26 protein-coding genes are annotated in these 25,593 nt (G+C 65.7%); 15 read left to right on the top strand and 11 right to left on the bottom strand.

Annotation, left to right across the window (positions count from 1 at the left end):
- Nucleotides 1-75: 75 nt before the first annotated feature.
- From GR158_RS22505 to GR158_RS22495, 3 genes are all read left to right on the top strand, one after another.
- Nucleotides 76-2,892: a DUF2339 domain-containing protein gene (locus GR158_RS22505; RefSeq protein WP_160872673.1), complete on the top strand. Its 2,817-nt coding sequence runs from the start codon at nucleotides 76-78 to the stop codon at nucleotides 2,890-2,892.
- 36 nt (nucleotides 2,893-2,928) lie between these two features.
- A complete protein-coding gene (locus GR158_RS22500; protein WP_160872672.1) occupies nucleotides 2,929-3,582 on the top strand; it encodes an HD domain-containing protein in 654 nt (217 codons plus the stop codon).
- A 79-nt stretch (nucleotides 3,583-3,661) separates the two neighbouring features.
- The gene (locus tag GR158_RS22495) at nucleotides 3,662-4,507 is read left to right on the top strand and encodes an MOSC domain-containing protein (protein ID WP_160872689.1); all 846 of its coding nucleotides are present in this window, start codon (nucleotides 3,662-3,664) and stop codon (nucleotides 4,505-4,507) included.
- Here the strand turns inward: GR158_RS22495 and GR158_RS22490 are convergent.
- Complete coding sequence (locus GR158_RS22490; protein WP_160872671.1) at nucleotides 4,504-5,496, bottom strand: magnesium transporter CorA family protein; 993 nt, start codon at nucleotides 5,494-5,496, stop codon at nucleotides 4,504-4,506. The genes GR158_RS22495 and GR158_RS22490 overlap by 4 nt on opposite strands.
- Nucleotides 5,497-5,795: 299 nt before the next feature.
- Here GR158_RS22490 and GR158_RS22485 point away from each other — a divergent pair, with 299 nt between their 5' ends.
- The 5 genes from GR158_RS22485 (at nucleotide 5,796) to GR158_RS22465 (ending at nucleotide 11,601) form a co-directional block, all read left to right on the top strand.
- Nucleotides 5,796-7,031, top strand: coding sequence for an MFS transporter (locus GR158_RS22485; protein ID WP_160872670.1), 1,236 nt, complete (start codon nucleotides 5,796-5,798; stop codon nucleotides 7,029-7,031).
- 166 nt (nucleotides 7,032-7,197) lie between these two features.
- Complete coding sequence (nadA, locus tag GR158_RS22480) at nucleotides 7,198-8,277, top strand: quinolinate synthase NadA (protein WP_160872669.1); 1,080 nt, start codon at nucleotides 7,198-7,200, stop codon at nucleotides 8,275-8,277.
- A gap of 194 nt (nucleotides 8,278-8,471) precedes the next feature.
- Entirely contained in the window at nucleotides 8,472-10,070 is a 1,599-nt protein-coding gene (locus GR158_RS22475) for an L-aspartate oxidase (protein WP_160872668.1), read from the top strand.
- Between the two features lie 36 nt (nucleotides 10,071-10,106).
- Nucleotides 10,107-11,012 carry a carboxylating nicotinate-nucleotide diphosphorylase gene (nadC, locus tag GR158_RS22470; protein ID WP_134649794.1) on the top strand — a complete coding sequence of 302 codons (906 nt, stop codon included), beginning with the start codon at nucleotides 10,107-10,109 and terminating at the stop codon, nucleotides 11,010-11,012.
- Between the two features lie 67 nt (nucleotides 11,013-11,079).
- A complete protein-coding gene (locus tag GR158_RS22465) occupies nucleotides 11,080-11,601 on the top strand; it encodes a superoxide dismutase family protein (RefSeq protein WP_371731774.1) in 522 nt (173 codons plus the stop codon).
- 96 nt (nucleotides 11,602-11,697) lie between these two features.
- On the opposite strand, the gene GR158_RS22460 is transcribed toward GR158_RS22465, so the two are convergent.
- The 9 genes from GR158_RS22460 to GR158_RS22420 all read right to left on the bottom strand — a co-directional run bounded on the left by GR158_RS22460 (nucleotide 11,698) and on the right by GR158_RS22420 (nucleotide 17,788).
- Complete coding sequence (locus tag GR158_RS22460) at nucleotides 11,698-12,528, bottom strand: mechanosensitive ion channel family protein (protein WP_160872667.1); 831 nt, start codon at nucleotides 12,526-12,528, stop codon at nucleotides 11,698-11,700.
- 68 nt (nucleotides 12,529-12,596) lie between these two features.
- Nucleotides 12,597-13,574, bottom strand: a complete 978-nt coding sequence (locus GR158_RS22455; protein ID WP_134649797.1) for an NAD regulator — start codon at nucleotides 13,572-13,574, stop codon at nucleotides 12,597-12,599.
- On the bottom strand, nucleotides 13,571-14,104 hold the full coding sequence (locus GR158_RS22450; RefSeq protein WP_160872666.1) for a tyrosine phosphatase family protein: 534 nt from the start codon (nucleotides 14,102-14,104) through the stop codon (nucleotides 13,571-13,573). The genes GR158_RS22455 and GR158_RS22450 overlap by 4 nt, the downstream gene beginning before the upstream one ends.
- A gap of 2 nt (nucleotides 14,105-14,106) precedes the next feature.
- Nucleotides 14,107-14,736 (bottom strand): YfbR-like 5'-deoxynucleotidase, encoded by a 630-nt coding sequence (locus GR158_RS22445; RefSeq protein ID WP_160872665.1) that lies wholly within the window; start codon nucleotides 14,734-14,736, stop codon nucleotides 14,107-14,109.
- Nucleotides 14,733-15,578 carry a folate-binding protein YgfZ gene (locus GR158_RS22440; protein ID WP_160872664.1) on the bottom strand — a complete coding sequence of 282 codons (846 nt, stop codon included), beginning with the start codon at nucleotides 15,576-15,578 and terminating at the stop codon, nucleotides 14,733-14,735. Before GR158_RS22440 ends, GR158_RS22445 begins: the two co-directional genes overlap by 4 nt.
- A 196-nt stretch (nucleotides 15,579-15,774) precedes the next feature.
- Complete coding sequence (locus tag GR158_RS22435; protein WP_160872663.1) at nucleotides 15,775-16,560, bottom strand: hypothetical protein; 786 nt, start codon at nucleotides 16,558-16,560, stop codon at nucleotides 15,775-15,777.
- A 15-nt stretch (nucleotides 16,561-16,575) separates the two neighbouring features.
- Complete coding sequence (locus GR158_RS22430) at nucleotides 16,576-16,845, bottom strand: hypothetical protein (RefSeq protein WP_134649802.1); 270 nt, start codon at nucleotides 16,843-16,845, stop codon at nucleotides 16,576-16,578.
- 92 nt (nucleotides 16,846-16,937) lie between these two features.
- On the bottom strand, nucleotides 16,938-17,357 hold the full coding sequence (locus GR158_RS22425) for a TIGR02301 family protein (RefSeq protein WP_160872662.1): 420 nt from the start codon (nucleotides 17,355-17,357) through the stop codon (nucleotides 16,938-16,940).
- A complete protein-coding gene (locus GR158_RS22420) occupies nucleotides 17,354-17,788 on the bottom strand; it encodes an NUDIX domain-containing protein (protein WP_134649931.1) in 435 nt (144 codons plus the stop codon). The genes GR158_RS22425 and GR158_RS22420 overlap by 4 nt, the downstream gene beginning before the upstream one ends.
- 60 nt (nucleotides 17,789-17,848) lie before the next feature.
- Between GR158_RS22420 and GR158_RS22415 the strand changes: the two genes are divergently transcribed.
- Nucleotides 17,849-18,625, top strand: a complete 777-nt coding sequence (locus GR158_RS22415) for an SOS response-associated peptidase (RefSeq protein ID WP_160872661.1) — start codon at nucleotides 17,849-17,851, stop codon at nucleotides 18,623-18,625.
- An 11-nt stretch (nucleotides 18,626-18,636) separates the two neighbouring features.
- Here GR158_RS22415 and GR158_RS22410 read toward each other — a convergent pair whose 3' ends face one another.
- Entirely contained in the window at nucleotides 18,637-18,819 is a 183-nt protein-coding gene (locus GR158_RS22410) for a hypothetical protein (RefSeq protein ID WP_160872660.1), read from the bottom strand.
- Between the two features lie 574 nt (nucleotides 18,820-19,393).
- On the opposite strand from GR158_RS22410, the gene cysS reads away from it, so the two are divergent.
- The 6 genes from cysS to rarD all read left to right on the top strand — a co-directional run bounded on the left by cysS (nucleotide 19,394) and on the right by rarD (nucleotide 25,565).
- Nucleotides 19,394-20,827, top strand: coding sequence for a cysteine--tRNA ligase (cysS, locus tag GR158_RS22405; protein ID WP_160872659.1), 1,434 nt, complete (start codon nucleotides 19,394-19,396; stop codon nucleotides 20,825-20,827).
- Entirely contained in the window at nucleotides 20,824-21,306 is a 483-nt protein-coding gene (locus tag GR158_RS22400) for a GFA family protein (protein ID WP_134649807.1), read from the top strand. Before cysS ends, GR158_RS22400 begins: the two co-directional genes overlap by 4 nt.
- A gap of 115 nt (nucleotides 21,307-21,421) precedes the next feature.
- Nucleotides 21,422-21,904 carry a GFA family protein gene (locus GR158_RS22395; protein WP_134649808.1) on the top strand — a complete coding sequence of 161 codons (483 nt, stop codon included), beginning with the start codon at nucleotides 21,422-21,424 and terminating at the stop codon, nucleotides 21,902-21,904.
- The gene (pip, locus tag GR158_RS22390) at nucleotides 21,901-22,860 is read left to right on the top strand and encodes a prolyl aminopeptidase (RefSeq protein ID WP_160872658.1); all 960 of its coding nucleotides are present in this window, start codon (nucleotides 21,901-21,903) and stop codon (nucleotides 22,858-22,860) included. The genes GR158_RS22395 and pip overlap by 4 nt, the downstream gene beginning before the upstream one ends.
- Nucleotides 22,861-22,887: 27 nt before the next feature.
- A complete protein-coding gene (gene cimA, locus GR158_RS22385) occupies nucleotides 22,888-24,504 on the top strand; it encodes a citramalate synthase (protein ID WP_160872657.1) in 1,617 nt (538 codons plus the stop codon).
- A 116-nt stretch (nucleotides 24,505-24,620) separates the two neighbouring features.
- A complete protein-coding gene (gene rarD / locus GR158_RS22380) occupies nucleotides 24,621-25,565 on the top strand; it encodes an EamA family transporter RarD (protein ID WP_134649811.1) in 945 nt (314 codons plus the stop codon).
- Nucleotides 25,566-25,593: the final 28 nt, after the last annotated feature.

Genomic DNA, 25,593 nt, shown 5'->3' with positions numbered 1-25,593 from the left:
TGAAACGTAACCCTGTTTGGCGTTTGAAGAAAAACGGGTAGTCTGCCGCCCGAACCTGGCCGTCCTGGAGTTGTAATGCTGGAAATCCTTACCCTCGTCGCGTTCGGTCTGGCGCTCTATACCCTCAACGCATCCCGCACCAGCGCTCAGAAGATCAGCGAAGAGGTGCTGCGTCTCCGGCGCGAGGTGGAGGCACTGAAGGCGGCAGGTCCCGTGGCGGCGGTCGAGGGGCAGGCCGACGATGTCGCCGCACCTGCGGATGCCGCGGACGAGCCCGACCAGGAAACGTTCGAAGGCCCATGGGCAGGAACGACCGACGAGCTTGAAAAGGGCCGCGCCATCTTCGGCGGCGCGCCGGCCGAAGAAACGCCGGAAACCGTCGCGGCAAGCGAGACGGCGCAGGATGTGGCCACGGCTCCGGCCACCCCGGCCAAACCGCGCGAAAGCTTCGAAAGCCGCATCGGCGCACGCTGGGCCGTCTGGGTGGGCGGCGTCGCGCTGGCGCTCGGCGGCATCTTCATGGTGAAATACTCCATCGAGGCCGGGCTGCTCAGCCCCGCGGTGCGCCTGGCGCTCGCCGCCGTCTTCGGTTTGCTGCTGATTGGCGTCGGCGAATTCGTGCGCCGCCGCACCCAGCCGCTCATCGCCAACGCCTTCCAGAACGCCATGATCCCCGGCGTGCTGACGGCCGCCGGTGCGCTGACGCTCTTTGCCGTCACCTATGTCTCCTACGCGGTCTACGGCTATTTCGGCCCGCTGACGGCCTTCGTGCTGCTGGCGATCGTTTCCTTCGGCACGATCGGCCTGTCGCTGCTGCACGGGCAGGCGCTCGCGGGTCTCGGTCTGCTCGCCTCCATGCTGACGCCGGCTCTCGTCTCCACGGAAAATCCGAGCGCCTGGGGCCTGTTCGGCTTTCTCGGCATCGCGTGGCTCGCCACCTTCGCCGCCGCGCGCATCCGCCGCTGGCAGGCCGTGCCGGCGCTCGCCAATGCCGGCATGCTGATGTGGACGCTGCTCTATCTGACGCAGGCGAGCTATGTCGATGTCATTCCGGTGCTTCTGACTATGCTGCTGCTGGCGCTCGGACACGGCCTGCTCTGGCCGGGCAGCGTAACGGCGGAAGACGTTCCGCGTCCTGCCGCGACACCGGCGGCGCCGTCGACCGCGCTCGACCGCCTGTTCGCTCCGCCGCTGCTTGCCGTTTCCCTGACCGGCGCGCTCGCCATGGTGTTCCCGGCGCTCGTGCTGGCCAGCAAGGTGCCGACGATTGCGTATGGCGAATACGCCTTCGCAGCCATCGTGCTGGCGCTGGCCGTCCTCGGCACGCTGCGCGGCTGGGCGATCTATCCGGCGCTTCTGTCGGCCATCGCTGCCGTCGGCGGCGTCATGAAGATGACCGCGCTGCCGGGCGGCCTCATCGATCCGTTCACGCTGATCGAACCGCCGACGCTGGATGGCGCGCAGCCTGTTTCCGTTCTCGGTCTGGTGCCGGTCAATCTGCTGCTCGTCCTGGCGGTCGCCTATGCCGCGATCGGCCTTGTCGCGGTGCGCCTGCAGGGCAGGGGCGAGCGCGCCTTCGCCGCGATCTGGAGCATATTGGCGCCGGCCGTGCCCTTTGCGATCCTTGCCGTCAGCTTCCTGACGCTCGGCAATCTCTCCTTCGATCCCAGACACGGTCTTCTCGCCATCGTTCTCGGCCTCGTCTTCTTCGCAGCCGCGGAGATGTTCTCCCGCGAAAGCGAGGCGCAGGACGGCGCCGACGTCACGCAATGGGCCTTCGCCGCCGGCGGCTTCGCCTTCCTCGTCCTTGCGCTGCACGCCCTGACCGATGGCCTGGCGACCACGCTCGGCATCGCCATTCTCGGCACCATCGCGGTCTTTGCCACGCGCCTGCGCCGCTGGCCGGTCCTGCCCTGGCTGATGGCGGCCGCGGCAATGCTCGTCGCGGGCCGCATCGCCTGGGAGCCGACCATCGTCGGCGCGGCCAATCTGTCGAAGACGCCGGTGTTCAACCAGCTTCTCGCCGGTTACGGCATTCCCGCCGCACTGCTCGCGCTGTCTGCCTTCGAACTGCGCCGCTGGCCGGGCGAACGCATCCGCAATCTCCTGCAGGCGCTCGCCAGCCTCTTCGTCCTGCTGACGGCGGCGATCCTGGTGCGCCACGGCATGAACGGCGGCGTGCTCGACAGCGCCGTGCCGACGCTCGGCGAGCAGGCGACCTATACTCTGCTGATTATCGGCGCCTCGGCGGTCATGATGTCGCTCGACCTCAAATCGCCGAGCCCGGTCTTCCGCTATGGCTCGATGGTGGTCGGCGTGCTTTCGGTCCTGTCGGTGCTGAGCGCGCATTTCATCGGCCTCAACCCCTATTTCACCGGGGAACTGCTCGGCAAATGGCCGGTGCTCGACCTGCTGCTGGTCGGCTACCTGCTGCCCGGCCTCGCCTATGGCGGGCTTGCCTTTTATGCGCGCCACCGCCGGCCGCTGCCCTATGTCATCATGCTGGCGCTCACGGCCGTGGCGCTCGCCTTCGCCTGGGTGACGCTCTCGGTTCGCCGCTACTGGCACGGCGAGGGCATCGCCGACTGGAAGGGTTTCCTCCAGCCGGAGACCTATACCTATTCCGTCGTCTGGCTGCTGCTCGGCGTCATGCTTCTGGCGATCGGCTCGAAATTCGATTCCCGCAGCATCCGCCTTGCCTCCGCCGGCCTCGTGCTGATTTCCGTGGTGAAGGTCTTCCTCGTCGACATGTCGAACCTCGAAGGCATCCTGCGGGCGCTCTCCTTCATCGGGCTCGGCGCGGTGCTGATCGGCATCGGCCTGTTCTACCAGAAGATCCTGTCGCGAAAGTCAGGGACGGAGGACGCGGCGGAATTGAACGCCGAAGCGTGACGGGCTAGGGAAGGGGCACCATTCCGGGATCGCTCCATGTCCTTCGCTTGCCTCGCCGCTGCATTCTCGCCGCTCGGAGACCTTGCCGAACGCCTGCTGCCGCAGGCCTTCGCCGCCGATGACGGCTCGCACGACGCCGCCCATCTCATCCGTGTGTGGAAGAACGCCCGCCGCATCCAGGCCGAGGAGGGCGGCGACCTGCGGCTGCTTGCCGCCGCCGTTCTGCTGCACGATTGCGTGGCCGTGGAGAAGAATTCGCCGCTGCGGGCGCAGGCCTCGCGCCTTGCCGCGGAAAAGGCTTCGAGCCTGCTTTCCGCCGAAGGCTGGCAGGAGGCGGACATCGCCGCCGTCGCGCATGCCATTCTCACGCACAGCTTCTCCGCCAATATTGCGCCGGAGACGCTGGAGGCGAAGATCGTTCAGGATGCCGACCGTCTCGATGCCATCGGCATGATGGGCGCGGCGCGCTGCTTCTACATTGCCGGGCGCATGGGCAGCGGCCTTTACGATCCCATGGATCCGCTCGCCGAAAATCGCCCGCTCGACGACAAGGCCTTCGCCATCGATCATTTCGAGGTGAAGCTCTTCAGGCTCGCCGATGGCTTTTGCACGCCGACCGGCAGCCGCATGGCGGCGGAAAGGACGCAGCGCCTGCGCGTCATCCGCGACATGATGCTGGATGAAATCTGAGGAAAAACATGCTTTTGTGATGCCGGATTGAATCGATCCGGCAAGGATTTGAATCGATATGTCAGGAAAGATCGCCGTCATGCAGGTCGAGGGCCTCAACATCCATCCGCTGAAGAGCGGCCGCGCCATTCCGCTGGAAACGGCGACCGTCCGCATCGACGGCCTGGCCGGCGACCGGCGCTACATGATCGTCGAGCCAGACGGCCGTTTCATCACCCAGCGCGAATTGCAGGCGCTGGCCCGGGTCGAAGCCACGGCAGTCGGTGAAAGCCTGCATCTCGAAATGGACGGCCGCCAGCTCTTCGCGAGCTTCGAGCCGGAGGATCGCCTCGATGTCGTGATCTGGGATACGCCCGTCAACGCGGCGGTCGCCGATCCCGCGGTCAACGAGGCGCTTTCGGAATGGTTCGCCCGGCCCGTCAAGCTCGTGCACATGGATGCGCTGGCCCGTCGCGCGGAAGGCGAGGCATGGGCGGGTAGTGCGGCGCCTGTCGGCTTTGCCGACGGGTTTCCGGTTCTCGTCACGACGACCGCATCGCTCGCCGACCTCAATGCGACGCTGACGGAAAAAGGGCAGGAGCCGGTCGGCATGGATCGCTTCCGCACCAATATCCTCGTGTCGAGCGACGAGCCCTGGGCCGAGGACCTCTGGGAGACGATCGAGGTGGGCGGTGTCGTCTTCGACCTCGTCAAGCCTTGTGCCCGCTGCATCATGACAACACAGGACCAGACGACGGGCGAACGCATCGGCGGAAATCCGATCCAGGGGCTCGCCGAAAAGCGCATGTCCGCCGACCGGCGTGTCCCCGGCGTCCTGTTCGGCTGGAACGCCGTCCCGCGCAACGAAGGCGAAATCCGCCTCGGCGACCCGGTGCGCGTGACGAAGGCGCGCACCGAGCGCTGGCCGATGAAGGTGCGCGGTTAGACCCAGCCGCGCCGCTTGAAGTAGAGGTAGGGCATCAGCGCGGAGATGACCATCAGGCCGACGGCATAGGGGTAGCCGAAGTGCCATTGCAGTTCCGGCATCAGTTCGAAGTTCATGCCATAGGCCGACGCGACCAGCGTCGGCGGCAGGAAGACGACCGAGGCGACGGTGAAGATCTTGATGATCTGGTTCTGCTCGAGATTGATCAGCCCGAGTGTCGCGTCGAGCAGGAAGTTGATCTTGCCGGACAGGAAGGCCGCATGGTCGCCCAGCGAGGTGGCGTCGCGCTGCACGAGCTTCACCAGCTGGCGAACCTCCTTGGAGGGCCGGCGTGAGGGGCTTTCCAGAGCCGCGTGATAGGCGACGAGCCGCGAGATGCTGACGAGGCTTTCGCGCACGCCGCTCAGGAAATCGCCCTTGCGGCCGAGTTGCTCGATCAGCGCCTCCAGGTCACGCGTCTTCTTGCGCGAGGAGGCCTTCGTGCTGCGGAACACGCCGCGCGAAATGCCGTCGATCTCGTTGCCGAGCCGTTCCAGCACATCCGCCATCCGGTCGATCACCGCTTCGATCACGCCGAGCATGACATCCTCGCCCGTCTCGTAGCTGTGGCCGTTGCCGCGCAGCGCCCGCGTGCAGAAGGTGGAGAAGGGCTTGGCGTCGGCATGGCGCACCGTGATCAGCGTCGGTCCCCGCAGGATGAAGGTGATCGGCGTCTTGGCCGGCTCGTCGCTGTCGAGGTTTGTCAGCGCCGTCATGGTCATGAAGGACGCGCCGTCCTCCTGATAGAGCCGGGCCGACAGCTCGATATCCTCCATTTCCTCCCGCGTGGGGATGGAAACGTGAAGGGCCTCCTGGACGTCCTTGATTTCCGCGGGCGTCGGGCTGAGCAGGTCATACCAGAGGGCGGGCGAGATCGCCTGCTCGATGGCCGGGTTGGAAATTTCGCGCAGGCAAAAACGGTCGGCCCTGCGGGCGTAAATCTGCAGCATGCTTCACTCCTTTGAGGGCAGGCGAACCGCCCGGAGCGAAGCGTGAAGCCGCTACCGGACAGATCGTTCGACTGCTCTCGATCGTCTACTGTCGGGGTCCATTGTCTTATCCGGTTTGGTTTGGCGTCCTGTGACGCCTGCGGTGGAGATGCGCCTAAAATCGCCCCGCGTCAAGTCGATCTGGCAGGGCGGGAAAGCCGGCCGGATTCCATCAGCGCCGCTGATCTTCCGGTCAATTAAATTCGCTTTTGTTCATCGATGGCGAAGCCTAGGTTCGGCAACCCGATCTGGAGACCGCCATGTCCGCCCCGACCACCCTTGCGACACCCTCCGCCAGCCGCCCGATGCCCTGGGGCATCATCGTCGCCGGCTCGCTGATCGCCGTGCTCACCTTCGGCCCGCGTTCGGCCATGGGCTTCTTCCAGCTGCCGATGCTGCAGGATACCGGCTGGGATCGCACGACCTTCGGCCTCGCCATGGCCTTGCAGAACCTCGCCTGGGGCCTCAGCCAGCCGTTCTTCGGCGCCATCGCCGACAAGTTCGGCACCTGGCGGGTGTTGCTGGTCTCCGGCCTCGTCTATGCGCTCGGCCTGTTCCTCATGTCGCTCGGCACCTCGCCGCTCTGGCTGCATATCGGCGGCGGCGTGCTGGTCGGGCTCGGCGTCGGGTCCGGTTCGTTCGGCATCCTGCTGTCGGCCTTCGCGCGCAATGTCACGCCCGAGCAGCGCTCCATGGCCTTCGGCATCTGTACGGCGGCGGGCTCCGCCGGCATGTTTCTCTTCGCGCCCCTGTCGCAGGGTCTCATCAGCGCCTATGGCTGGTCGGACAGTCTCGTCTATCTCGGCATGCTGATGCTGCTCGTGCCGCTGATCGCCATTCCGCTGCGCGGCAACTCTTCGTCCGGCATCACCGCGGCGAGCGAATACAAGCAGACGATCGGCGAGGCCCTGCGCGAGGCGCTCGGCCACCGTTCCTATCTGCTGCTCGTCTCCGGCTTCTTCGTCTGCGGCTACCAGGTCGCCTTCATCACCGCGCATTTCCCGGCCTATCTCGGGGATATCGGCATCGATGCGCGCTATGCGGTGATCAGCCTGGCGCTGATCGGCTTCTTCAACATCATCGGTTCGCTGGCCGCCGGCGTCATCGGCCAGCGCTACTCCAAGCCCTATTTCCTCGCCTATATCTACATCGCCCGCTCGGTCGCCGTTTCGGCCTTTATCCTGCTGCCCAAGTCGCCCGCCTCCGTCATCATCTTCGCCATCGTGATGGGCCTGCTGTGGCTTTCCACGGTGCCGCCGACCAATGGCCTCGTCGCCATCATGTTCGGCACCAAGCATCTCGGCCTGCTGGGCGGCATCGTCTTCCTGTCGCACCAGGTGGGCTCGTTCCTCGGCGTGTGGATGGGCGGCTATCTCTACGACCATTTCGGCACCTACGATCCGGTCTGGTGGCTCGGCGTGGTGCTCGGCATCTTCGCTGCCATCGTGCACTGGCCCATCGAGGAAAAAGCCGTGGCGCGGCCGGCCGTCGCCTGAACGAAACGAGGCGGCGCCACGAGGATTTCGGGCGCCGCTCCTTGCAAACCGTCACAAAAGTTTTTAAATCAGAACCACCGGCCATGCCGGTTTTGTTTTAAGGCCATTATGCTCATTTTGAGCAAAATGGCGACGCCGCCGGAGGGCGGTGGAAGAGGAGGGTTTAATGACCGTTCTGGCCCAGCATGCGCCGGCAGCCGATGCACCGCGTCCGCTCACCGCAGCGGAGCGCTTCGGCGTCCTTGAAAAACCGGACCTCACCTTCACGCCCGAAATCGCCCGCGAGACCGAGCACCTCTACGAGAAGGTCAAGCAGTTCATCCCGGCCTTCGAATGGCCGGTCTATGCGCCCTATGTCGCCGCCATCAACCGGCTGAAGCGCGAGCGCGGCGCGGTCATCCTGGCGCACAACTACCAGACGCCGGAGATCTTCCACTGCGTCGCCGATATCGTCGGCGATTCGCTGCAGCTCGCCCGCGATGCGACCAAGGTCGATGCCGAGATCATCATCCAGTGCGGCGTGCATTTCATGGCGGAGACCTCCAAGCTCCTGAACCCGGAAAAGACCGTCCTCATCCCCGATTCCAAAGCCGGCTGCTCGCTGTCGGATTCGATCACCGGCGCGGATGTGCGGCTCCTGAAGGAGCGCTATCCGGGCGTGCCCGTCGTCACCTATGTGAACACGTCTGCGGATGTGAAGGCGGAGACGGATATCTGCTGCACCTCGTCCAACGTGCTGGCCGTCATCGAAAGCCTGGAGAGCGACACCGTCCTCTGCATTCCCGACGAATATCTGGCGATGAACGTCGCCAAGCAGACGAACAAGAAGATCCTGACCTGGAAGGGCCATTGCGAGGTGCACGAGCGCTTCACCCCGCAGGAGCTCTTGTCCTACAAGGAAGCCCATCCCGGCATCGAGATCATCGGGCATCCGGAATGCCACCCTGATGTCATCTCCGTCTGCGATTTCGCGGGCTCCACGGCGGGCATGATCAACTATGTCAAGGACAACCGTCCCTCGCGCGTCCTGCTCGTCACCGAATGCTCCATGGCCTCCAATATCCAGGCCGAACTGCCCGGCGTCGATTTCGTCAAGCCGTGCAATCTCTGTCCGCACATGAAGCGCATCACGCTGCCGAAGATCCTCGACAGCCTGGTGACCATGACGGAGGAGGTCGTGGTGGACCCGGCGATCGCCGACCGCGCCCGCCTCGCCGTCGAGCGGATGGTGAATTTGAAGCAGTAGGAAGCGCGACCGGAAGGACGCGAAGGGACAGGACGCGAGCGTTGCGGCTTTCGATCTCCCCCCTTGTGGGGGAGATGCCCGGCAGGGCAGAGGGGGGTGAACCTCCTCCGGTGTCGTCGCCCCCCCTTTGTCACTTCGTGACATCTCCCCCACAAGGGGGGAGATCAGTTCGGTGCTCGCAGGAGGAAACAGGCATGCCCATCGAAAGTTTTCGCCCGCAATCCTGGAACGGTATCGACGATATCGTCATCGTCGGTGGCGGTCTGGCCGGCCTGTTCTGCGCGCTGAAGCTCGCGCCGCGGCCCGTCACGATCCTCGCGGCCGCGCCCATCGGGCAGGGCGCCTCCTCGGCCTGGGCGCAGGGCGGCATCGCTGCGGCCATGAGCCCCGGCGATACCTTCGACAAGCACGTGGCCGATACGCTCGAAGCCGGTGCCGGCATCGTCGATGAGAAGATGGCGCGCTTCATGGTCTCCGAAGGCCCCGCCCGCATCCACGATCTGCTCGAATACGGCGTGCCCTTCGATCGCGACCTGGAAGGCAAGCTCCTGCTGTCGCGCGAAGCGGCCCATTCCGAGCGCCGCATCGTGCGCGTCAAGGGCGACATGGCCGGCAAGGCCATCATGGAGGCGTTGATCGCGGCCGTGCGCAACACCCCGTCGATCCGCGTGCTGGAAGGTTACGTGGTCGAGGAACTGGTGCGCGAGGGCCGCTTCATTTCCGGCGTCGTCGCACGGCCGGATGCGGGCCAGTCGAAGCGGCGCGTGCATTTCCCCGCCCGCGCCGTGGTGCTGTGCTCGGGCGGCGTGGGCCATCTCTTCGCCGTCACCACCAATCCGTGGGAGGCCTGTGGGCAGGGTGTGGGCATGGCCGCGCGCGCCGGCGCCATTATCGCGGATCCGGAATTCGTGCAGTTCCACCCGACCGCCATCAATATCGGCCGGGATCCGGCACCGCTCGCCACCGAGGCCCTGCGCGGCGATGGCGCCCATCTCGTCAATTCCGCCGGCCACCGCTTCATGCTCGATATCCACGAGGATGGCGAGCTCGCCCCGCGCGACATCGTCTCGCGCGGCGTCTTCGCGGAGGTCCAGGCCGGCCGAGGCGCCTTCCTCGATTGCACGAAGGCGGTCGGCGCGCATTTCCCGGACATGTTCCCGACGGTCTACGCGTCCTGCATCGCCGCCGGCATCGATCCCGTCACCCGGCCCATTCCCGTCGTGCCGGCCGTGCACTACCATATGGGCGGCGTGCTGACGGATGCCGAGGGCCGCACCTCCATCGACGGCCTCTGGGCAGCCGGTGAGGTCACCTCGACGGGCGTGCACGGCGCCAACCGCCTCGCCTCCAATTCGCTGCTCGAAGCCGTCGTCTTCGCCGCACGCATCGCCGAGAACATCAAGGGCATGCTGCCCGAGCCCAAGCTCAACGACTGGGGCGAGAATGCCGGCGAGAGCGACGACCTCGTCACCATCGAGGACAGCGCCGCGCTCAAGCGACTGCGCCGCCTCATGAGCGACCATGTCGGCGTGATCCGCAGCCGCGAGGGCCTGATGACCGCGATCCGCGAGATCGCCACGCTGGAACGCGAGAACACCCGCATGCGCTTCCACAATATCGTCACGACCGCCAAGCTGATCGCGGCCGGCGCCTATCTGCGCGAGGAAAGCCGTGGCGGCCACTTCCGCTCCGATTTCCCCGAGCAGAAGGCAAGCTGGAAGCACCGCACCTTCCTCACCCTCGCCGAAGCCGACCGCGTCGTCGCCGAACTCTCCGAAACGAAGGCGGCGTGAACGACCACGCATCCACGATCTGAACAGGACAAGCCCATGACCACGCCCCATCTTCCCGTTCTCTCTCCCCTGATGGTCGAGGAGCAGGTGCGCGCGGCGCTTGTCGAGGATCTCGGCCGGGCGGGCGATATCACCAGCCAGGCGACGATCGCGTCCGACATGACGGCGACGGCGGAGATCAATGCGCGGGAGGAGGGCATCGTCGCGGGGCTCGACCTGGCGCGCGCGGCATTCCGGCTGATGGACCCCGACATCCGCTTCGAGGCCTTCGTGAAGGATGGCGACCGGCTGGCACCCGGCACGGTCATCGCGAAAGTATCGGGCCCGGCGCGCGCCGTGCTCTCGGCCGAGCGTGTCGCGCTCAATTTCCTCATGCATCTGTGCGGGGTCGCCACCCACACCGGCCATTTCGCGCAGGAGATCGCGCACACGCCGGCAAAGGTCTGCTGCACGCGCAAGACCATTCCGGGCCTGCGGGCGCTGGAGAAATATGCGGTCCGCATGGGCGGCGGGTCCTCGCATCGCTACGGCCTGGACGATGCCATCCTCATCAAGGACAACCACATCGCCGTCGCCGGTGGCGTCGCGCCCGCCATCCGCGCCGCCCGCGCCTTTGCCGGCCATCTGGTCAAGGTGGAGGTCGAGGTGACGACGCTGGAGGAGCTGGAGGAAGCGCTGGAGGCCCAGCCCGACGTCGTGCTGCTCGACAATATGGGGCCGGAACTGCTCTACCGCGCCGTCGAGATCAACCGCGATTGCGCTGGGCTGACGGACGCCACCTACGCCGCCGATCCGCGCCGCGTGAAGCTGGAGGCCTCCGGCAACGTCAACCTCAAGACGATCCGCGCCATCGCCGAGACCGGCGTCGATTATATCTCGACGTCCAAGATCACCATGGCGGCGCCGACGCTCGATATCGGCCTCGACGTCGTCGTCGGCTGAACACGGCGGAACACCCTTACGCACGATGCGTTCCGGTTTCAGGACCAACCAACCGGAAGGACGTATCATGTTGAAAATTCTCGCACTCGCCGCCGCGGCGAGCACCGTGGCGCTCGCTTTGCCCGCGCTCGCCCAGCAGGCCGGCAACACCGCCCAGGCGGATTTCGTCGACAAGTCCGGCAAGGAGACCGGCCGCGCCCATCTCACGGCGGCAAGCGGCGGCGTGCTGTTCGAAGTCGAAGTTTCCGGCCTGGAGCCGCGCAAATGGGTCGCGCTGCACGTTCACGAAACGGGCAACTGCGATGACCATGCCGAAGGCCACAAGGCATCGGGCGGCCATTTCAATCCCGATGAGAAGGAACATGGCTTCCTGTCCGCCAACGGTCCGCATGCAGGCGACCTGCCGAACCAGTATGTCGCGGAGGACGGCGTCATGCGCGCCCAGATCTATTCCACGCTGGTTCGTCTCGACGACAAGGAGCGCGGCATTCGCGGCCGTGCGCTGATCGTCCATGCCGGCTCGGATGATAACCGCACCGATCCCGCTGGCGGCGCCGGCGACCGGCTGGCCTGCGCGGTGATCCGCTAGCGTTCGAGCCGAAGCCGGATCGCTTCGGCATCGACGATATCAAAACACGAAGAGACCATTTCCGGCGAACCGATAGTCGCCGGAAATGCTTTGATGTCAGCCGGCTGGTGCCGCATCCGGCTCGGGCCCGGCCACCTTCTGGCCGAAGGCGATCCGCACGCGGCGGTTCATGTCCCGGGTGATCTTGAACCATTGCGGCGTGGACACCCAGTAACGCAGCTTCAGCGTCGCGGCACTGTCGCTCAGGCTGTCGACGAAGACCTGCGGCGCGGGCACGCTCTCGATCATCGGGTCTTCCTGCGCAATCGCCAGCAGGCGCGCCATCTCGTCATCGATATTGCGGTCGCCCGGCACCGTCACCTCCAGGTCATGCTTGCGGATGCGCTCGCGGCTGAAATTGGTGACGGGGGTGTTCCAGAGCGTGGAGTTCGGTGCCAGCAGGTAGAGCCCGTCGCTGGTCTTCATTTCGGTGGCGAACAGGCCGACTTCGATGATCGTGCCGGAAACATCCTTGGTCTGGATGTACTCGCCGACCCGGAACGGCCGTAGCACCAGAAGCATGATGCCGGCCGCGATGTTCTGCAACGTGCCCTGCAGGGCCAGGCCGATGGCCAGGCCGGCGGCGCCGAGGGCCGCGATGATCGAGGCGGTCTGCACGCCGAACTGGCCGAGTACCGTCACGAAAACGAGAATGAGGATGGCGTAGCGCAGCGCGTTGGCGAAGAAATGCGCCAGCGTGGTGTCGATGCCGCGCACATGCTTGAGCCCGTTCAGCGCCCAGCCGTGGAGAATGCGCGACAGGAACCAGCCGAGCAGGAGCAGCACGACCGCGCCGAGGATGGAAAAGGAATATTGCACGGCCATGGCACTCGCCTGGGTGAGTGCGGCACGTGTTGCGACGACGGCTTCGTTGACCTGTTGTTCCATGAGCCCTTCCACTTTTGATGTCGAAGGCCAAATGTCAGGGAAAGCAATAGGTTCCCCGGTTCGCTCGCCTAGCGCATACCGACCTTGAGGCCCGGCGCGGGGCGTTCTTCCAGAATGCGGCGGCGGAAGCGGAAGAGGGCGGCCGGCCGGCCGCCCGTTGCGGATGTGGAGCCGCCCGTGGGCTCGACGAGTTCGGCGCCCTCCACGAGCCGGCGGAAATTCTGCTTGTGCAGGTGCCGCCCGGAAATCGCCTCGACGCTCGCCTGGAGTTCGGTGAGGGTGAATTCCGGCGCCATCAGCTCGAAGATGACAGGGCGGTATTTGATCTTGCCGCGCAGGCGCGCCATGGCGGTGGCGAGGATCCGGCGGTGGTCGTGGCGCATGGCCACGCCCGGGGCGCTGAGACAGGATGTGCCGCGCCCGTCGGTCACGGCCTCCTCGGCCAGACCCGCCTCGTAGAGCAGTTCGTAACGCTCCAGCACGCGTTCCTCGTCCCAGGGAAAGTCGTCGAGGCCGAAGGCGAGGCGCATGCGGGTGCGCGGCGAGGGCGCGGCGCCGGCGCGCTCCTCCGGCGGCGGCTCGGCCGCCCAGTTTTGCAACGCGGGCAGGATGATCTGGTCGATGACGGCGGGGCGGCCCTGCCGCCAGTCCTCCCAGGGAAGATATCTGTACCAGTCGCGCCAGGCAGCACCCGCTTCCGCCAGCTGCTCCGTGGCCTCCGCATCCGTGCGGGTCAGCGCAAGATAACCGACGGACACCATATGCGTGCCGGCCTCATCGGGCAGCTTCTGCCGCCCCCGGTCGCCGAAGGTATAGAGCTGCTCGATATAGCCGAGCTTCAGCGCGGTCTGCGCCTCCACGCTCGCCCTCAGGCTGGTTTCGAAGGTGCGGTGCTGGCGCGGGTCGAAAGGGCCGAAGGGCAGCGCGTCGCGGCCGTCGGGCCCGTCGCCGCTGATGGCAAGAATTGAGGGCCGGCCGCCCGAGATCGCGACCACCGCCGCATTGAGGCCGATCTCCACCGGCGGTCGGGCGCGGGCCTCGCTCATGGCGCGACAGGCTCCGGCATGGCGGAGAAGGAGAAGGGGCTGTCGCCGACATAGTCCGCACCGCGGCCGATCGCCTTGACGGCGGCGACCAGCCGTCCGCCACGGCCCAGCATCCGGTCGCCGATCTCGATCAGCCGCGCATTGGGCGTGGCCTGAACGGAGGCGCGGCGCAGGCGCTGCGCAAGGTCGTGATCGTCCTGGTCCGGCGCCACCGCCAGCGCGGCGATGAGGGCGGCGGCGGGAGAGCGGGAGACGCCCATCTGGCAGTGCACGAGAAGCGGCGCCTGGCGGTCCCATGCGCGCGCGAAGCCAATGATGGCGTCGACATGCTCTTCACCGGGCGCCACGAGCCTGCCGGTGCCGGCAAAGGCGATATCGTTGACGCCGAGGATCAAGTGGCGGTCCCCGGCGATGACGGCGGGCCGATGGAAGTTCTGCTGCGGGGCGATCAGGCTCAGCATCTCGCGGCAGCGGTGGCGCACGGCGAGTTCCGCGATCTTGCCGAGCGGCGCAACGATGATCGTGCCCATCGTCACACCGCCGCGGCGGTGAGGCCGCGTTCCCGCTCCAGCGCCCCGAACCGCGCGCTAAACAGCCGCTGCGCTTCCAGCGCGGGAACGGGGGTGATGTCGATCATGTCGAGCGTGATGCCGCGCGGCGCGCCGAAGAACTTCACGGCCTCGGCATGGGAGAAGCCGGCAAGCTCGGTGGCCTCGAAGAAGGCGGCGACCTGGTCGGCTTTCTTGATCTTCGCCTTCACGGCGGCGGGCGTGACGGGCGGCAGGCCGAAGCGCAGGTGCACGGCCGCCTCCAGCCGCTTCTCCACCGTCTTGTAGCCGCCGCCGACCACCGCCTTGAACGGCGAGATCATGTCGCCGATCACATATTCGGGCGCATCGTGCAGCAGCGCCATCAGGCATTCGTCCACGCCGCAGCGGTTCTGGTGACGGAAGATCGTCTCCACGATCAGCGAGTGCTGCGCGACGGAAAAGGCATGGTCGCCGTTGGTCTGGCCGTTCCAGCGCGCGACGCGGGCAAGCCCGTGGGCGATATCGGACAGCTCGACATCGAGCGGCGAGGGGTTGAGCAGGTCGAGGCGCCGGCCCGACAGCATGCGCTGCCAGGCGCGCGGCTCGGTCCTGGAACGCACCGTTCCGCTCATGGTGCGGGAGCCTCCGCGGCATCCTGCGGGAAGGCGAGCCCGGTCCAGTGCGGTAGTTCCACCGTCACGGGCGCGCCGTCGAGCGTGATCGGCGTGCCGGACTGGATGGCCTCGCCCGCGCGGTCGATGCGCACGATGGCAAGCCCGAGCGTGCCGGCGACGCTGCCGAGCGTGCCGATCGGCTTGCCGCCGGCCATAAGCTCGGCGCCGCTGTCGGGCAGCGCCACTTCGCCCTTGACGATGACCGGGCGGCGGCGCGCCGTGCCGCGATGATGCATGCGCGAGACGACCTCCTGGCCGACATAACAACCCTGCCGGAAGGAGACCCCGTCGGTGAGATCGAGCAGCACGTCATGCGGAAAGGCGTCCGACAGCGCATAGTCGCGGCCGGCTTCCGGCAGGCCCGCCTCGATGCGCAGGAGATCGTAGAGGGCCGGGTCGTCATTGCCGGCCGCACCGGGCACGCGCGACAGGGCAATGCCCGCCTTGGCGAAACGGCCGTCATGCGGCGCCCCGGCTTGCGCCTCGTCCCAGGCGACCGTCACGCTGTCGCCGTCCACGACCGAAAGGTCGACGGCGGCGCGCAGCCGGTACATGGTCAGCCGTTTCAGGAGCGCGTCGCGCTGGTCTGCGCCCGTCTCGATCAGGAAGGCGCCCTCGCCATCGCGGCGGATCAGGAAATCGAACAGGATCTTGCCCTGCGGCGTCAGCAGCGCACCGGGCCTGATCTCGCCCTCGGCCAACTCGGGCAGATTGGTGGTGATCAGCGATTGCAGGAAGGTCTCGGCGTCCTTGCCGGAAATATGGAGAAAGGCGCGGCCGGAAAGCGTGACGGAAGGCATGGCAGGATCCAGATATCTCGCGCGCCGGCAAACGCCCGGCGCAGGCGGTGCGTCGATGCACCCATCGAAACAGAGGTAGAACGGCCGGGCGCCTTTCGCAAGGTCGGGCCTCTTGCCGCAGCGCGCAAAGCCGCTATGACAGCCTTCCAGATCGAAGGCTGCCGACTGGCGGCTTTACAGGTGAGGGCGGCTGGCCCTAGTCGCCGGTCACGAAGAACTTCCACTGGCCATCCGGCGCGATGCCGACGCGGTAGAAGTTGTAGCTGCCGAATTCCTGCATGTCGGCGAAGTCCCCGGCGGTGACGATGCGCAGCAGCTCGACCTTTTCCGGCGGCGTGAGGCCGGCCAGCGGCTTGGCGGTGAAATAGGGCCAGACATACATCTCGTCCGGCGTGCCCTGGCCGACATGGACATAGCCCGTCGCCAGCACGTCGAGCAGGATGGCGAGGACCTCGATGCCGTCGGAATCGCCGGACTGGCCCTTGAGGGTCTCGACCGGCCCTTCCTGGCTCTCGACCATGGAGACCTGGGTTTCGGTCACGCCCTTGCCGAGCAGGGGGCGCAGGCGCTCGATATCGCCGGAGGCCGCGGCCTCGACGATCAGCTGGCGCATGCGGCGCACCGGTTCGGGCGCCTTCTCGATGTCATAGAGGACTTCGACGGGTGCCTGCGGTTCCTCTTCGGCGGGCTTGTCGTCGGTGACGGCAGGCTCGTCCGCGGGCTCCGTCACCGAATCGCGCTTGCGGATCAGCGGGTCGGGTTGCGGCAGTTCGACGGGAGTGGCGTTCTCCTGCTCCTCCTCGACCGGCGCCGCCTTTTCGCCCTCGGCGGGCTTCTGCGGCACCTCGACCTCTTCCTTCTTCAACTCGCTGAGCGCGAAGGCGGGGCGTGCGGGCAGGGTGAGCGCCGTTGTCGCAAACAGCGCCGACAATACGATGAGGCTGCCGCGAAGCAGCGTTTTACCGTCCGTCGGTATGCGCATGATCAAAATTCCAGCCTATTGCAGGATACGCTCGGGGGAAAATTCGCCGGCAAGCATACGCTCGCGCAGGGCCTCGAGCATCGCTTCCGCGCCGCGTTCGCCCTGGGTGCGGATCGTCTCGCGAAGCGCAAGAGCGATCGCCGCATCGGCGATGATTTCGGGCTCGATGCCGTCAGCCATTCCGTCGGCCCAGGCCTCGTTCTGGTATTCCAGAGCGGCCTGCATCTTCTCGTGCACGATCATCTCGTCGATATCGTTGAGAGTAGGTTCCATCAATCGGTCCATGCGCGGCATTCAGTTCTTACTGCTCTGTTAACGACCTTAGCAGCCTTTTCCCAAAACGGCACTGGGTCAGGTAAAAAGGGGTTAATTAATCCCTAATTTCCGAAGCGTGCGGTTATTTCTGTGGCAAGTGTTGCACCTTCGTTACGGTATCTCTGTTCTGCGACAACTGCCGAGTCGGTGCAAGCGGTATAGATGGCGGCGAAGGACCGGTATCCACGGTTGAATGCCGCCGTCAGCTTTTCCTGCCGCTTCGGCTCGCCCGCCGCCTCCATGTCGATGAGGCGCTGCATGTCGGCGCGCCAGTTGTCCTCCGCCTGACCGAGGCACAGATTGCGCAGGTAATGCACCGCGCCGAGGATCTCCGACAGGCGCTCCAGCCGCTCGTCATAGGGGGCGGGCTTTTCCTCCACGGTGGGGGTCGCAGGCGTCGCGGCCGAGGCTTCGCCCTTCGCCTTCTGGGCGAGCGCCGGCGTGGCCAGCGCAAGGCTGAACAGGAGAAGAAGGCGAATCATGCGCTGATCCCCAGCCGTTCGGCCTCGAGCCGGGCGATACAGTCGCGCACGCTGTCGGGTGCCGGCATGGTGGCGATCTCGGCGGCCGTGTACCAGCCGACGCTCGCCGCATCGTCGGACGCGACGGCAACGGCCTGCGGATCGGCCTTCACCTTGAACACCGACAGAAAGAAGGCGAGGCTGCCGGGCGCACCCTCGGGGCCGGACAGATCGTAGGTGGCGAAGAGTTCGGGGTTTTCGCCCCGGATGCCGGTTTCCTCGGCCAGTTCGCGCAGCGCCGTTTCGGCAGCCGTCTCGCCCGGTTCGCCGCGGCCGCCGGGAAAGGCATACATGGCCTTCGACGGCGGCTTGCTGCGCAGCACGAGCAGATAGCGGCCGTCGCGCTCGAGAATTGCGGAGGAGGCGGGCTTGGATATCCTGGGCGTCGTCATCGTGATCCGGTTCGCTGGCGCTTCATTGACCCCTTATAGGCAAAGTGCGATGACGACGCCATGTGTGGACGATTTGCATTGCTGGCCAAGACCGATCTCGCGCGCGAATTCTTCAGCCTTGCCGAGATCGACGACCTGACGGAGCGCTACAATATCGCGCCGACCCAGCCGATCGTCATCGTGGTCGCGAGCGAGCGGCAGGAGAAGGGCAGCAACCTGCCGGAGCGCAAGGCCATGCTGGTGCGCTGGGGCTTCATGCCCGGCTGGGTGAAGGACCCGCGCGAGTTTCCGCTGCTCATCAATGCCCGCGCCGAGACGGCCATCGGCAAGGCGTCCTTCAAGGCCGCCATGCGCCACCGCCGCATCCTCGTGCCGGCGACGGGCTTTTTCGAATGGCGCCGGCCGCCGGAGAAGGGCGCCAAGTCGCAGGCCTATTTCATCCGCCCGAAAAAGGGCGAGATCGTCGCCTTTGCCGGGCTGATGGAGACGTGGTCCTCGGCCGACGGGTCCGAGGTCGATACCGGCGCCATCCTGACCACGGCGGCCAACAACGACATCGCCCGCATTCATGACCGCATGCCCGTCGTCATCCGCCCGGAGGATTTTTCCCGCTGGCTCGACTGCAAGACGCAGGAGCCGCGCGACGTGCTCGATCTGATGAAGCCGATCGAGGACGGTTTCTTCGAGGCCATCCCGGTCTCCGACAAGGTCAACAAGGTCGCCAATATGGGCCCCGAGATCCTCGAACCGGTCGAGGAGGTCATCGCCGTGCCGGCGCCCAAAAACGACAAGGGCGCTGACGCGCCCCCTTCATCCGGTCAGCTGTCGCTGTTCTGAGCGGTGTCCGCTCAGTCGTGCAGCGCCTGAAGCACGGCGGGGATATCGCGCTTGCTGTTGGCGTCCGCGCTCTTGATCTCCGGCTTGCACTGCGTGGCCGCGACGACGGCGCGCAGGCCGAGCGGCTTGTAGCGCGTCTGCAGGCTTTCCTTCGTGGCGCCCTGCGGAGCAGGCTGGGTTTTGGCGGTCGACATTTCATTCTCCTCAGATCTGTTGGCGAGGCAGCCCCGTGTGTTCCCTCCGGTCGCCGCTCTCGATGAGCTATGAATTTAACGCAGCCTTCCGGCCGAATTCTGCCCGAATTTTGATCGCTCTGCGGCAAACCGCTGAAAGCACGGGGTTTTTGATCAACAATTGTGACCGGCGCACACAATCAGCGGGTAGGCCGCGGGCGTGGCCGGGCCAGCATGGCGGCCGCCAGGACGGCGCGAATGGCGAGCGGGTTATGGCGTGTGGCGAGGTCGATCTGCGTCCTGTCGGTCTTCATCCGGTGGATCCTTTTCATGCGGTGAAGGCCTCTTCTCGCATGTCCCGGCCCGACGGCCAGTCACCCGGGGAACAGAAGCGGCAGGATTTTCGCATCGCCGCCCTCCCACCCGCTTGACCGGACGCCTGCGGGGCGCAATAAAGCACACCATGAAAACGGTACTCTGCCTTCGCCGGAGCATTATTCGCTAGCGCACGCGCTGGCTCGGCCGTTTTCGTCCCCCGAAATCCCTGGATGACAACGACCCGGCCAGCCGGGTTTCTGCATTTTGGGAGATTCTAATGGCCGAAAAGCCGGTCCTGACGCTGTACAACACGCTCACGCGCACCAAGGCGCCCCTTGCGCCCATCGATCCGCAAAACGTGCGCATGTATGTCTGCGGCCCGACGGTCTATGACTTCGCCCATATCGGCAATGCGCGTCCGGTCATCGTCTTCGACGTGCTGTTCCGCCTGCTTCGCCACATCTACGGCGAAAGCCACGTTACCTATGCCAGAAACATCACGGACCTCGACGACAAGATCAACGCCCGGGCGCTGCGCGATTTCGGTAATGAGATCGCCGACGGCTCCCTGTCGCTGAACGAGGCGATCCGCCGGGTGACGGAGAAGACGGCAAACCAGTTCCATTCCGACGTCAAGATACTCGGTTGCCTCGAGCCGACCCACGAGCCGCGCGCCACCGATTTCGTGCAGCCGCGCGACGATGGCAAATCGGACATGATCACCTTGATTCTGCGTCTGATCGAACGCGGCCATGCCTATGAAGCCAATGGGGAAGTTCTGTTCGATACCCATTCGACGGCGCACTATGGCGAGCTCTCCAAGCGCAATCTCGACGAGCAGCAGGCCGGTGCCCGCGTCGCTGTCGATGCACACAAGAAGAACCCCGGCGATTTCGTGCTCTGGAAGCTCTCCTCGCCGGAGGAGCCAGGCTGGGATTCGCCCTGGGGCCGCGGCCGTCCGGGCTGGCACATCGAATGCTCCGCCATGTCGGCCGCCTATCTCGGCGAGGTCTTCGACATCCATGGCGGCGGGCTCGACCTGATCTTCCCCCACCACGAGAACGAGATCGCCCAGTCGCGTTGCGCCCACGGCACGACGGTCATGGCCAATGTCTGGATGCACAACGGCTTCGTGCAGGTCGAAGGCCGCAAGATGTCGAAGTCGGAAGGCAACTTCGTCACCATCTACGAACTGCTGCACGAGGAAAAATTCGGCGGCCGCAAATGGCCCGGCGAGGTGCTGCGGCTCGCCATGCTGATGACCCATTATCGCGAGCCGATCGACTTTTCCGTCAAGCGGCTGGAGGAGGCCGAACGCCTGCTCGCCAAATGGCCGGCCGGCGGCAACCCGGCGGAAGGCCGCGTGGACGAGACCGTGCTCGCGCCCCTTCTCGATGACCTCAACACGGTCGGCGCGGTGCAGGCGCTGCACGCCCTTGCCCAATGCGCCAACAGCGACCCGCTGATGCTCCCGGTCTTCGCCGCCAGCGCCGCGCTTCTCGGGGTCCTGCCGAAGAAGGCCAAGGTCTCCCAGGCGCTGGAGGACAGCATCGAAAGCCTCATCCAGCTGCGCCTGGAAATGCTGAAGGCCAAGAACTTTGCCGAGGCCGACAAACTCCGCGACGACCTCGCCGCCAAGGGCATCCAGCTCAAGGACGGCAAGGACCCCCAAACCGGCGAACGCGTGACGACCTGGGAGGTGAAGCGGTGACCGCATCCGCTCAAACCGGCGGCTGCCAGTGTGGGGCGGTGCGCTTTCGTGTCGAGGGGGCGCTGGGCGATGCGTCGGTCTGTCATTGCCGCATGTGCCAGAAGGCGAGCGGCAATTTCTACCTGCCGCTGGTCTCCGTGCGCGATGCGGTGCTCACCTGGACGCGGGGCGCGCCGAAACGCTTCCGCTCGTCCAACCACGGCTATCGCGGCTTCTGCGCCGATTGCGGCACGCCGCTGACCTACGAGGCGCCGGATGGCGTGGCGCTGACGATCGCCGCCTTCGATGATCCCGCCGCGATCGCCCCTCGCATCCAGTGGGGCATCGAGGCGAAGCTGCCTTATGTCGATACGATCCCCGAGCTGCCCGGCGAGGACACGATGGCCGATCAGGACGCCGCGTCCTTCCTCGCCGATCTCGTCTCCTACCAGCATCCCGACCACGATACCGATGAATGGCCGCCGGAGGATCGTCGATGACCGACGTGACGACGAGCCTCGGTTTTCCCCGCAAGGGACTTGATCTCGTCGCCACCGAGTCGGCGCTGATCGCCGCCGTCGCCATCCATTCCTTAAACCGTTGAAGGATATCGTCATGAGCAAGGAAGAGCAGGAAGTGAGAACCGGCGGTTGCCAGTGCGGTGCGGTGCGCTTCCGCATCAAGGGCAAGCTCGGCCGTCCGTCGATCTGCCATTGCCGCATGTGCCAGAAGCAGTTCGGCGGTTTCTTCGGTCCGCTGGTGACGGCTGAGGGCGAGGTTGAATGGCCGCGCAACGAGCCGGCCTATTTCCAGTCCTCCATCAACATCGCCCGCGGCTTCTGCCCGCAATGCGGCACGCCGCTGACCTACAAGCATCCCGGCGGCCTGGAGATCGCCATCGGCGCCTTTGACGACCGCAGCGATCTCGCCCCGCAGATCCAGGTCAACTACGGCTCGCGGCTGCCCTGGGTGGAGCAGATCTTTGCCGCCCCTGTTCACGACGACCCGGACTATTACAGCCAGCAGGAGGGCATCATCTCCTTCCAGCATCCCGACCACGACACCGAAAACTGGCCAGAACACGGACTGAAATTATGAGCGATACCCTGCGCGGCCTCTATCCCGAGATCGAACCCTACGCATCCGGCCATCTCGATGTCGGCGATGGCCATGTCATCTATTGGGAGCGTGCGGGAACGCCGGGCGCCAAGCCGGCCGTGTTCCTGCACGGCGGCCCCGGCGGCGGGTTTTCCCCGAGCCATCGCCGCCTGTTCGATCCCGGCCTCTACGACGTGACGCTGTTCGACCAGCGCGGCTGCGGCCGGTCCACGCCGCATGCGGAGCTGAACGCCAACACGACCTGGCACCTTGTCGAGGATATCGAGCGGCTGCGCGAAATGGCCGGCGCGGAGAAGTGGCAGGTCTTCGGCGGCTCCTGGGGCTCGACGCTGGCGCTCGCCTATGCGCAAAAGCATCCCGAGCGCGTGTCCGAACTCGTCCTGCGCGGCATCTACATGCTCACCAAGGGCGAGCTCGACTGGTACTACCAGTTCGGCGTCTCGGAAATGTTTCCCGACAAGTGGGAGCGTTTCATCGCGCCCATCCCGCCGGAAGAACGCCATGAGATGATGCACGCCTACCATCGCCGCCTGACCAGCGACGACAAGGCGACGCGTTTTGCCGCCGCCAGGGCCTGGAGCCTGTGGGAAGGCGAGACGATCACCCTGTTGCCCGAGCCGTCGACGAGCGACAAGTTCGGCGAGGACGAATTCGCCCACGCCTTCGCCCGCATCGAGAACCATTTCTTCGTCAATGCCGGCTGGATGGAGGAGGGGCAGCTCCTGCGAGACGCCGGTCGTCTTACCGGCATTCCCGGTGTCATCGTGCATGGCCGCTACGACATGCCGTGCCCGGCCAGATATGCCTGGGCGCTGCACAAGGCCTGGCCGGAAGCGGAATTCTACCTGATCGAGGGCGCCGGCCACGCCTATTCCGAGCCCGGCATCCTCGATCGCCTGATCTACGCGACGGACAAGTTCGCGGGCAAACAGTAAGACAGACCGTTCCCAGGGAGGGAACAGATGAAAAAAGACCGTATCTATCTTTTCGACACCACGCTGCGCGATGGCCAGCAGACGCCCGGCATCGATTTTTCCGTCGAGGACAAGATCGCGATTGCCGGCATGCTGGATGCGTTCGGCCTGGATTATGTCGAGGGCGGCTATCCCGGGGCCAACCCGACGGATACGGCATTCTTCGCAAGGAAACGCACCACGCGCGCAAAATTTGTCGCCTTCGGCATGACCAAGCGCGCCGGCATTTCCGCCTCGAACGATCCCGGCCTCGCCGCCCTTCTCGATTCGCAAAGCGACGCGATCTGTCTCGTGGCCAAGAGCTGGGATTATCATGTGCGCGTGGCGCTCGGCTGTTCCAACGAGGAGAACCTCGAAAGCATCGCCGAATCGGTGAAGGCGGTCGTCGCCTCCGGCCGCGAGGCGATGATCGACTGCGAGCATTTCTTCGATGGCTACAAGGCCAATCCCGGCTATGCGCTGGCCTGCGCCACCACGGCCTTTGCGTCCGGCGCGCGCTGGGTCGTGCTGTGCGACACCAATGGCGGCACGCAGCCGGCCGAGGTGCGCGCCATCGTCGAGGCCGTCATCGCCGCCGGCGTGCCGGGCGCAAACCTCGGCATCCATGCCCATAACGACACCGGACAGGCCGTCGCCAACACGCTCGCCGCCGTCGAAGCGGGCGTGCGCCAGGTTCAGGGCACGCTGAACGGCATCGGCGAACGCTGCGGCAACGCCAATCTCGTGACGCTCGTCCCGACGCTCGCGCTGAAGGAAACCTATGCCGAACGCTTCGACATCGGCATCGACGCCGACATGCTGACAGGCCTCACCAAGCTGTCGCACACGTTCGACGAACTGCTGAACCGCTCGCCCGACCATCAGGCGCCCTATGTCGGTGCCTCCGCCTTCGCCACCAAGGCCGGCATCCACGCCTCCGCGCTGCTGAAGGACCCGCGCACCTATGAGCATGTCACGCCGGAAAGCGTCGGCAACCTGCGCAAGGTCATGGTGTCGGACCAGGGCGGCAAGGCGAACTTCATCAATGCGCTGAAGCTGCGCGGCATCACCGTCGCCAAGGACGATCCGAAGCTCGATCGCCTCATCCAGATCGTCAAGGAACGCGAGGCCACCGGCTATGCCTATGAGGGCGCGGATGCGAGCTTCGCGCTCTTGGCCTACCGGACGCTGGGCTCTGTGCCGGATTTCTTCCATGTCGAAAGCTTCCGCGTGATGGTCGAGCGGCGCTACGATGCAAACGGCCAGTTGAAGACCGTGTCCGAGGCCGTGGTGCGCGTCGTCGTCGATGGCGAGACCATGATGTCCGTCGCCGAGGGCCATGGCCCGGTCAACGCGCTCGACCTCGCGCTGCGCAAGGACCTCGGCAAGTACCAGTCGGAGATCGCCGATCTGGAGCTTGCGGACTACAAGGTGCGCATCCTCAACGGCGGCACCGAGGCCATCACCCGCGTCCTGATCGAATCCACCGATGCCTCCGGCGCGCGCTGGTGGACGGTGGGCGTCTCCGACAACATCATCGACGCCTCCTTCCAGGCGCTGATGGACAGTATCGTCTACAAGCTCCTGAAGAACCGGGGCGAGGCGGGCAAGGTCGCGGCGGAGTAACGCGGGCGGCAGGTTCAATGCCGCTCATGCATCCCTTCACCGGAATGAATTGGTACATTCATCGCGGTTGGAGTATTCCCGTCGAAAAATCCATAAATCGACGGGAAGTGACACCCATGGCCGACGCCAATTCCTCCAGCGGCCCGCAGACCGGCGATTCGCCGCGCGGTTTCGCCTTTGCCCTGACAGCCTATGTCTTGTGGGGCTTCCTGCCGTTCTTCATGAAGGCGGTGGCGCATATCCCGGCGGCCGAGGTGGTCGCGCACCGCATCATCTGGTCGGTACCGCTCGCCGGCCTCGTCCTCGTCTGGCTGGGCCGCACCGCCGATATCAAGGCGGCTTTACGCTCGCCGCGCATGCTCGGCATGGCGACGCTGACGGCGGTGCTCATCACCATCAACTGGGGCATCTATGTCTGGGCCATCGGCGCGGGCCGCGCCATCGAGACGGCGCTCGGCTATTACGTCAATCCGCTGTTTTCGATCTTCCTCGGCGCCGTCCTCCTGAAGGAGAAGCTGGACCGGGCGCAGATCGTGGCGATCGCGCTTGCCGCCGTCGCCGTCGCCATTCTCGCCTTCGACGCGGGCGGTCTGCCCTGGGTGTCGCTGAGCCTGTGCGTTTCCTGGGCCTTCTACGCCTTCTGCCGCAAGGCGCTGCCGATCGGGCCGAACCAGGGCTTCTTCCTCGAAGTGCTGATCCTCAGCGTGCCGGCCATCGGCTATGTCATCTGGCTGGAATCCACGGGGCAGGGCCATTTCGGCGACACCGGCATGGCGGATGTGCTGTGGCTCCTGTCCTGCGGCATCGTCACCGCGGTCCCGTTGATGGTCTATGCCAACGGCGCGAAGCTTCTGCGCCTCTCCACCATCGGCATCATGCAGTATATCGCGCCGACCATGATCTTCATCATCGCCGTCTTCGCCTTCGGCGAGCCCTTCGGCACGGTGAAGCTCATCGCCTTCGTCTTCATATGGGCGGCACTTTTCATCTATTCGGGCTCCATGCTGCGCAGCGCGCGCAACCGCCGCCTGGCCGCCGCCGAAGTGAAGCCGGCCGAATAGCGGCCTCTGTCGCGAACGACAATGGCCG

Origin of the sequence: Shinella sp. AETb1-6 (assembly GCF_009826875.1) — a bacterium.
GTDB classification, from domain to species: domain Bacteria; phylum Pseudomonadota; class Alphaproteobacteria; order Rhizobiales; family Rhizobiaceae; genus Shinella; species Shinella sumterensis.
This window is presented reverse-complemented; position numbering and strand designations above follow the sequence as displayed.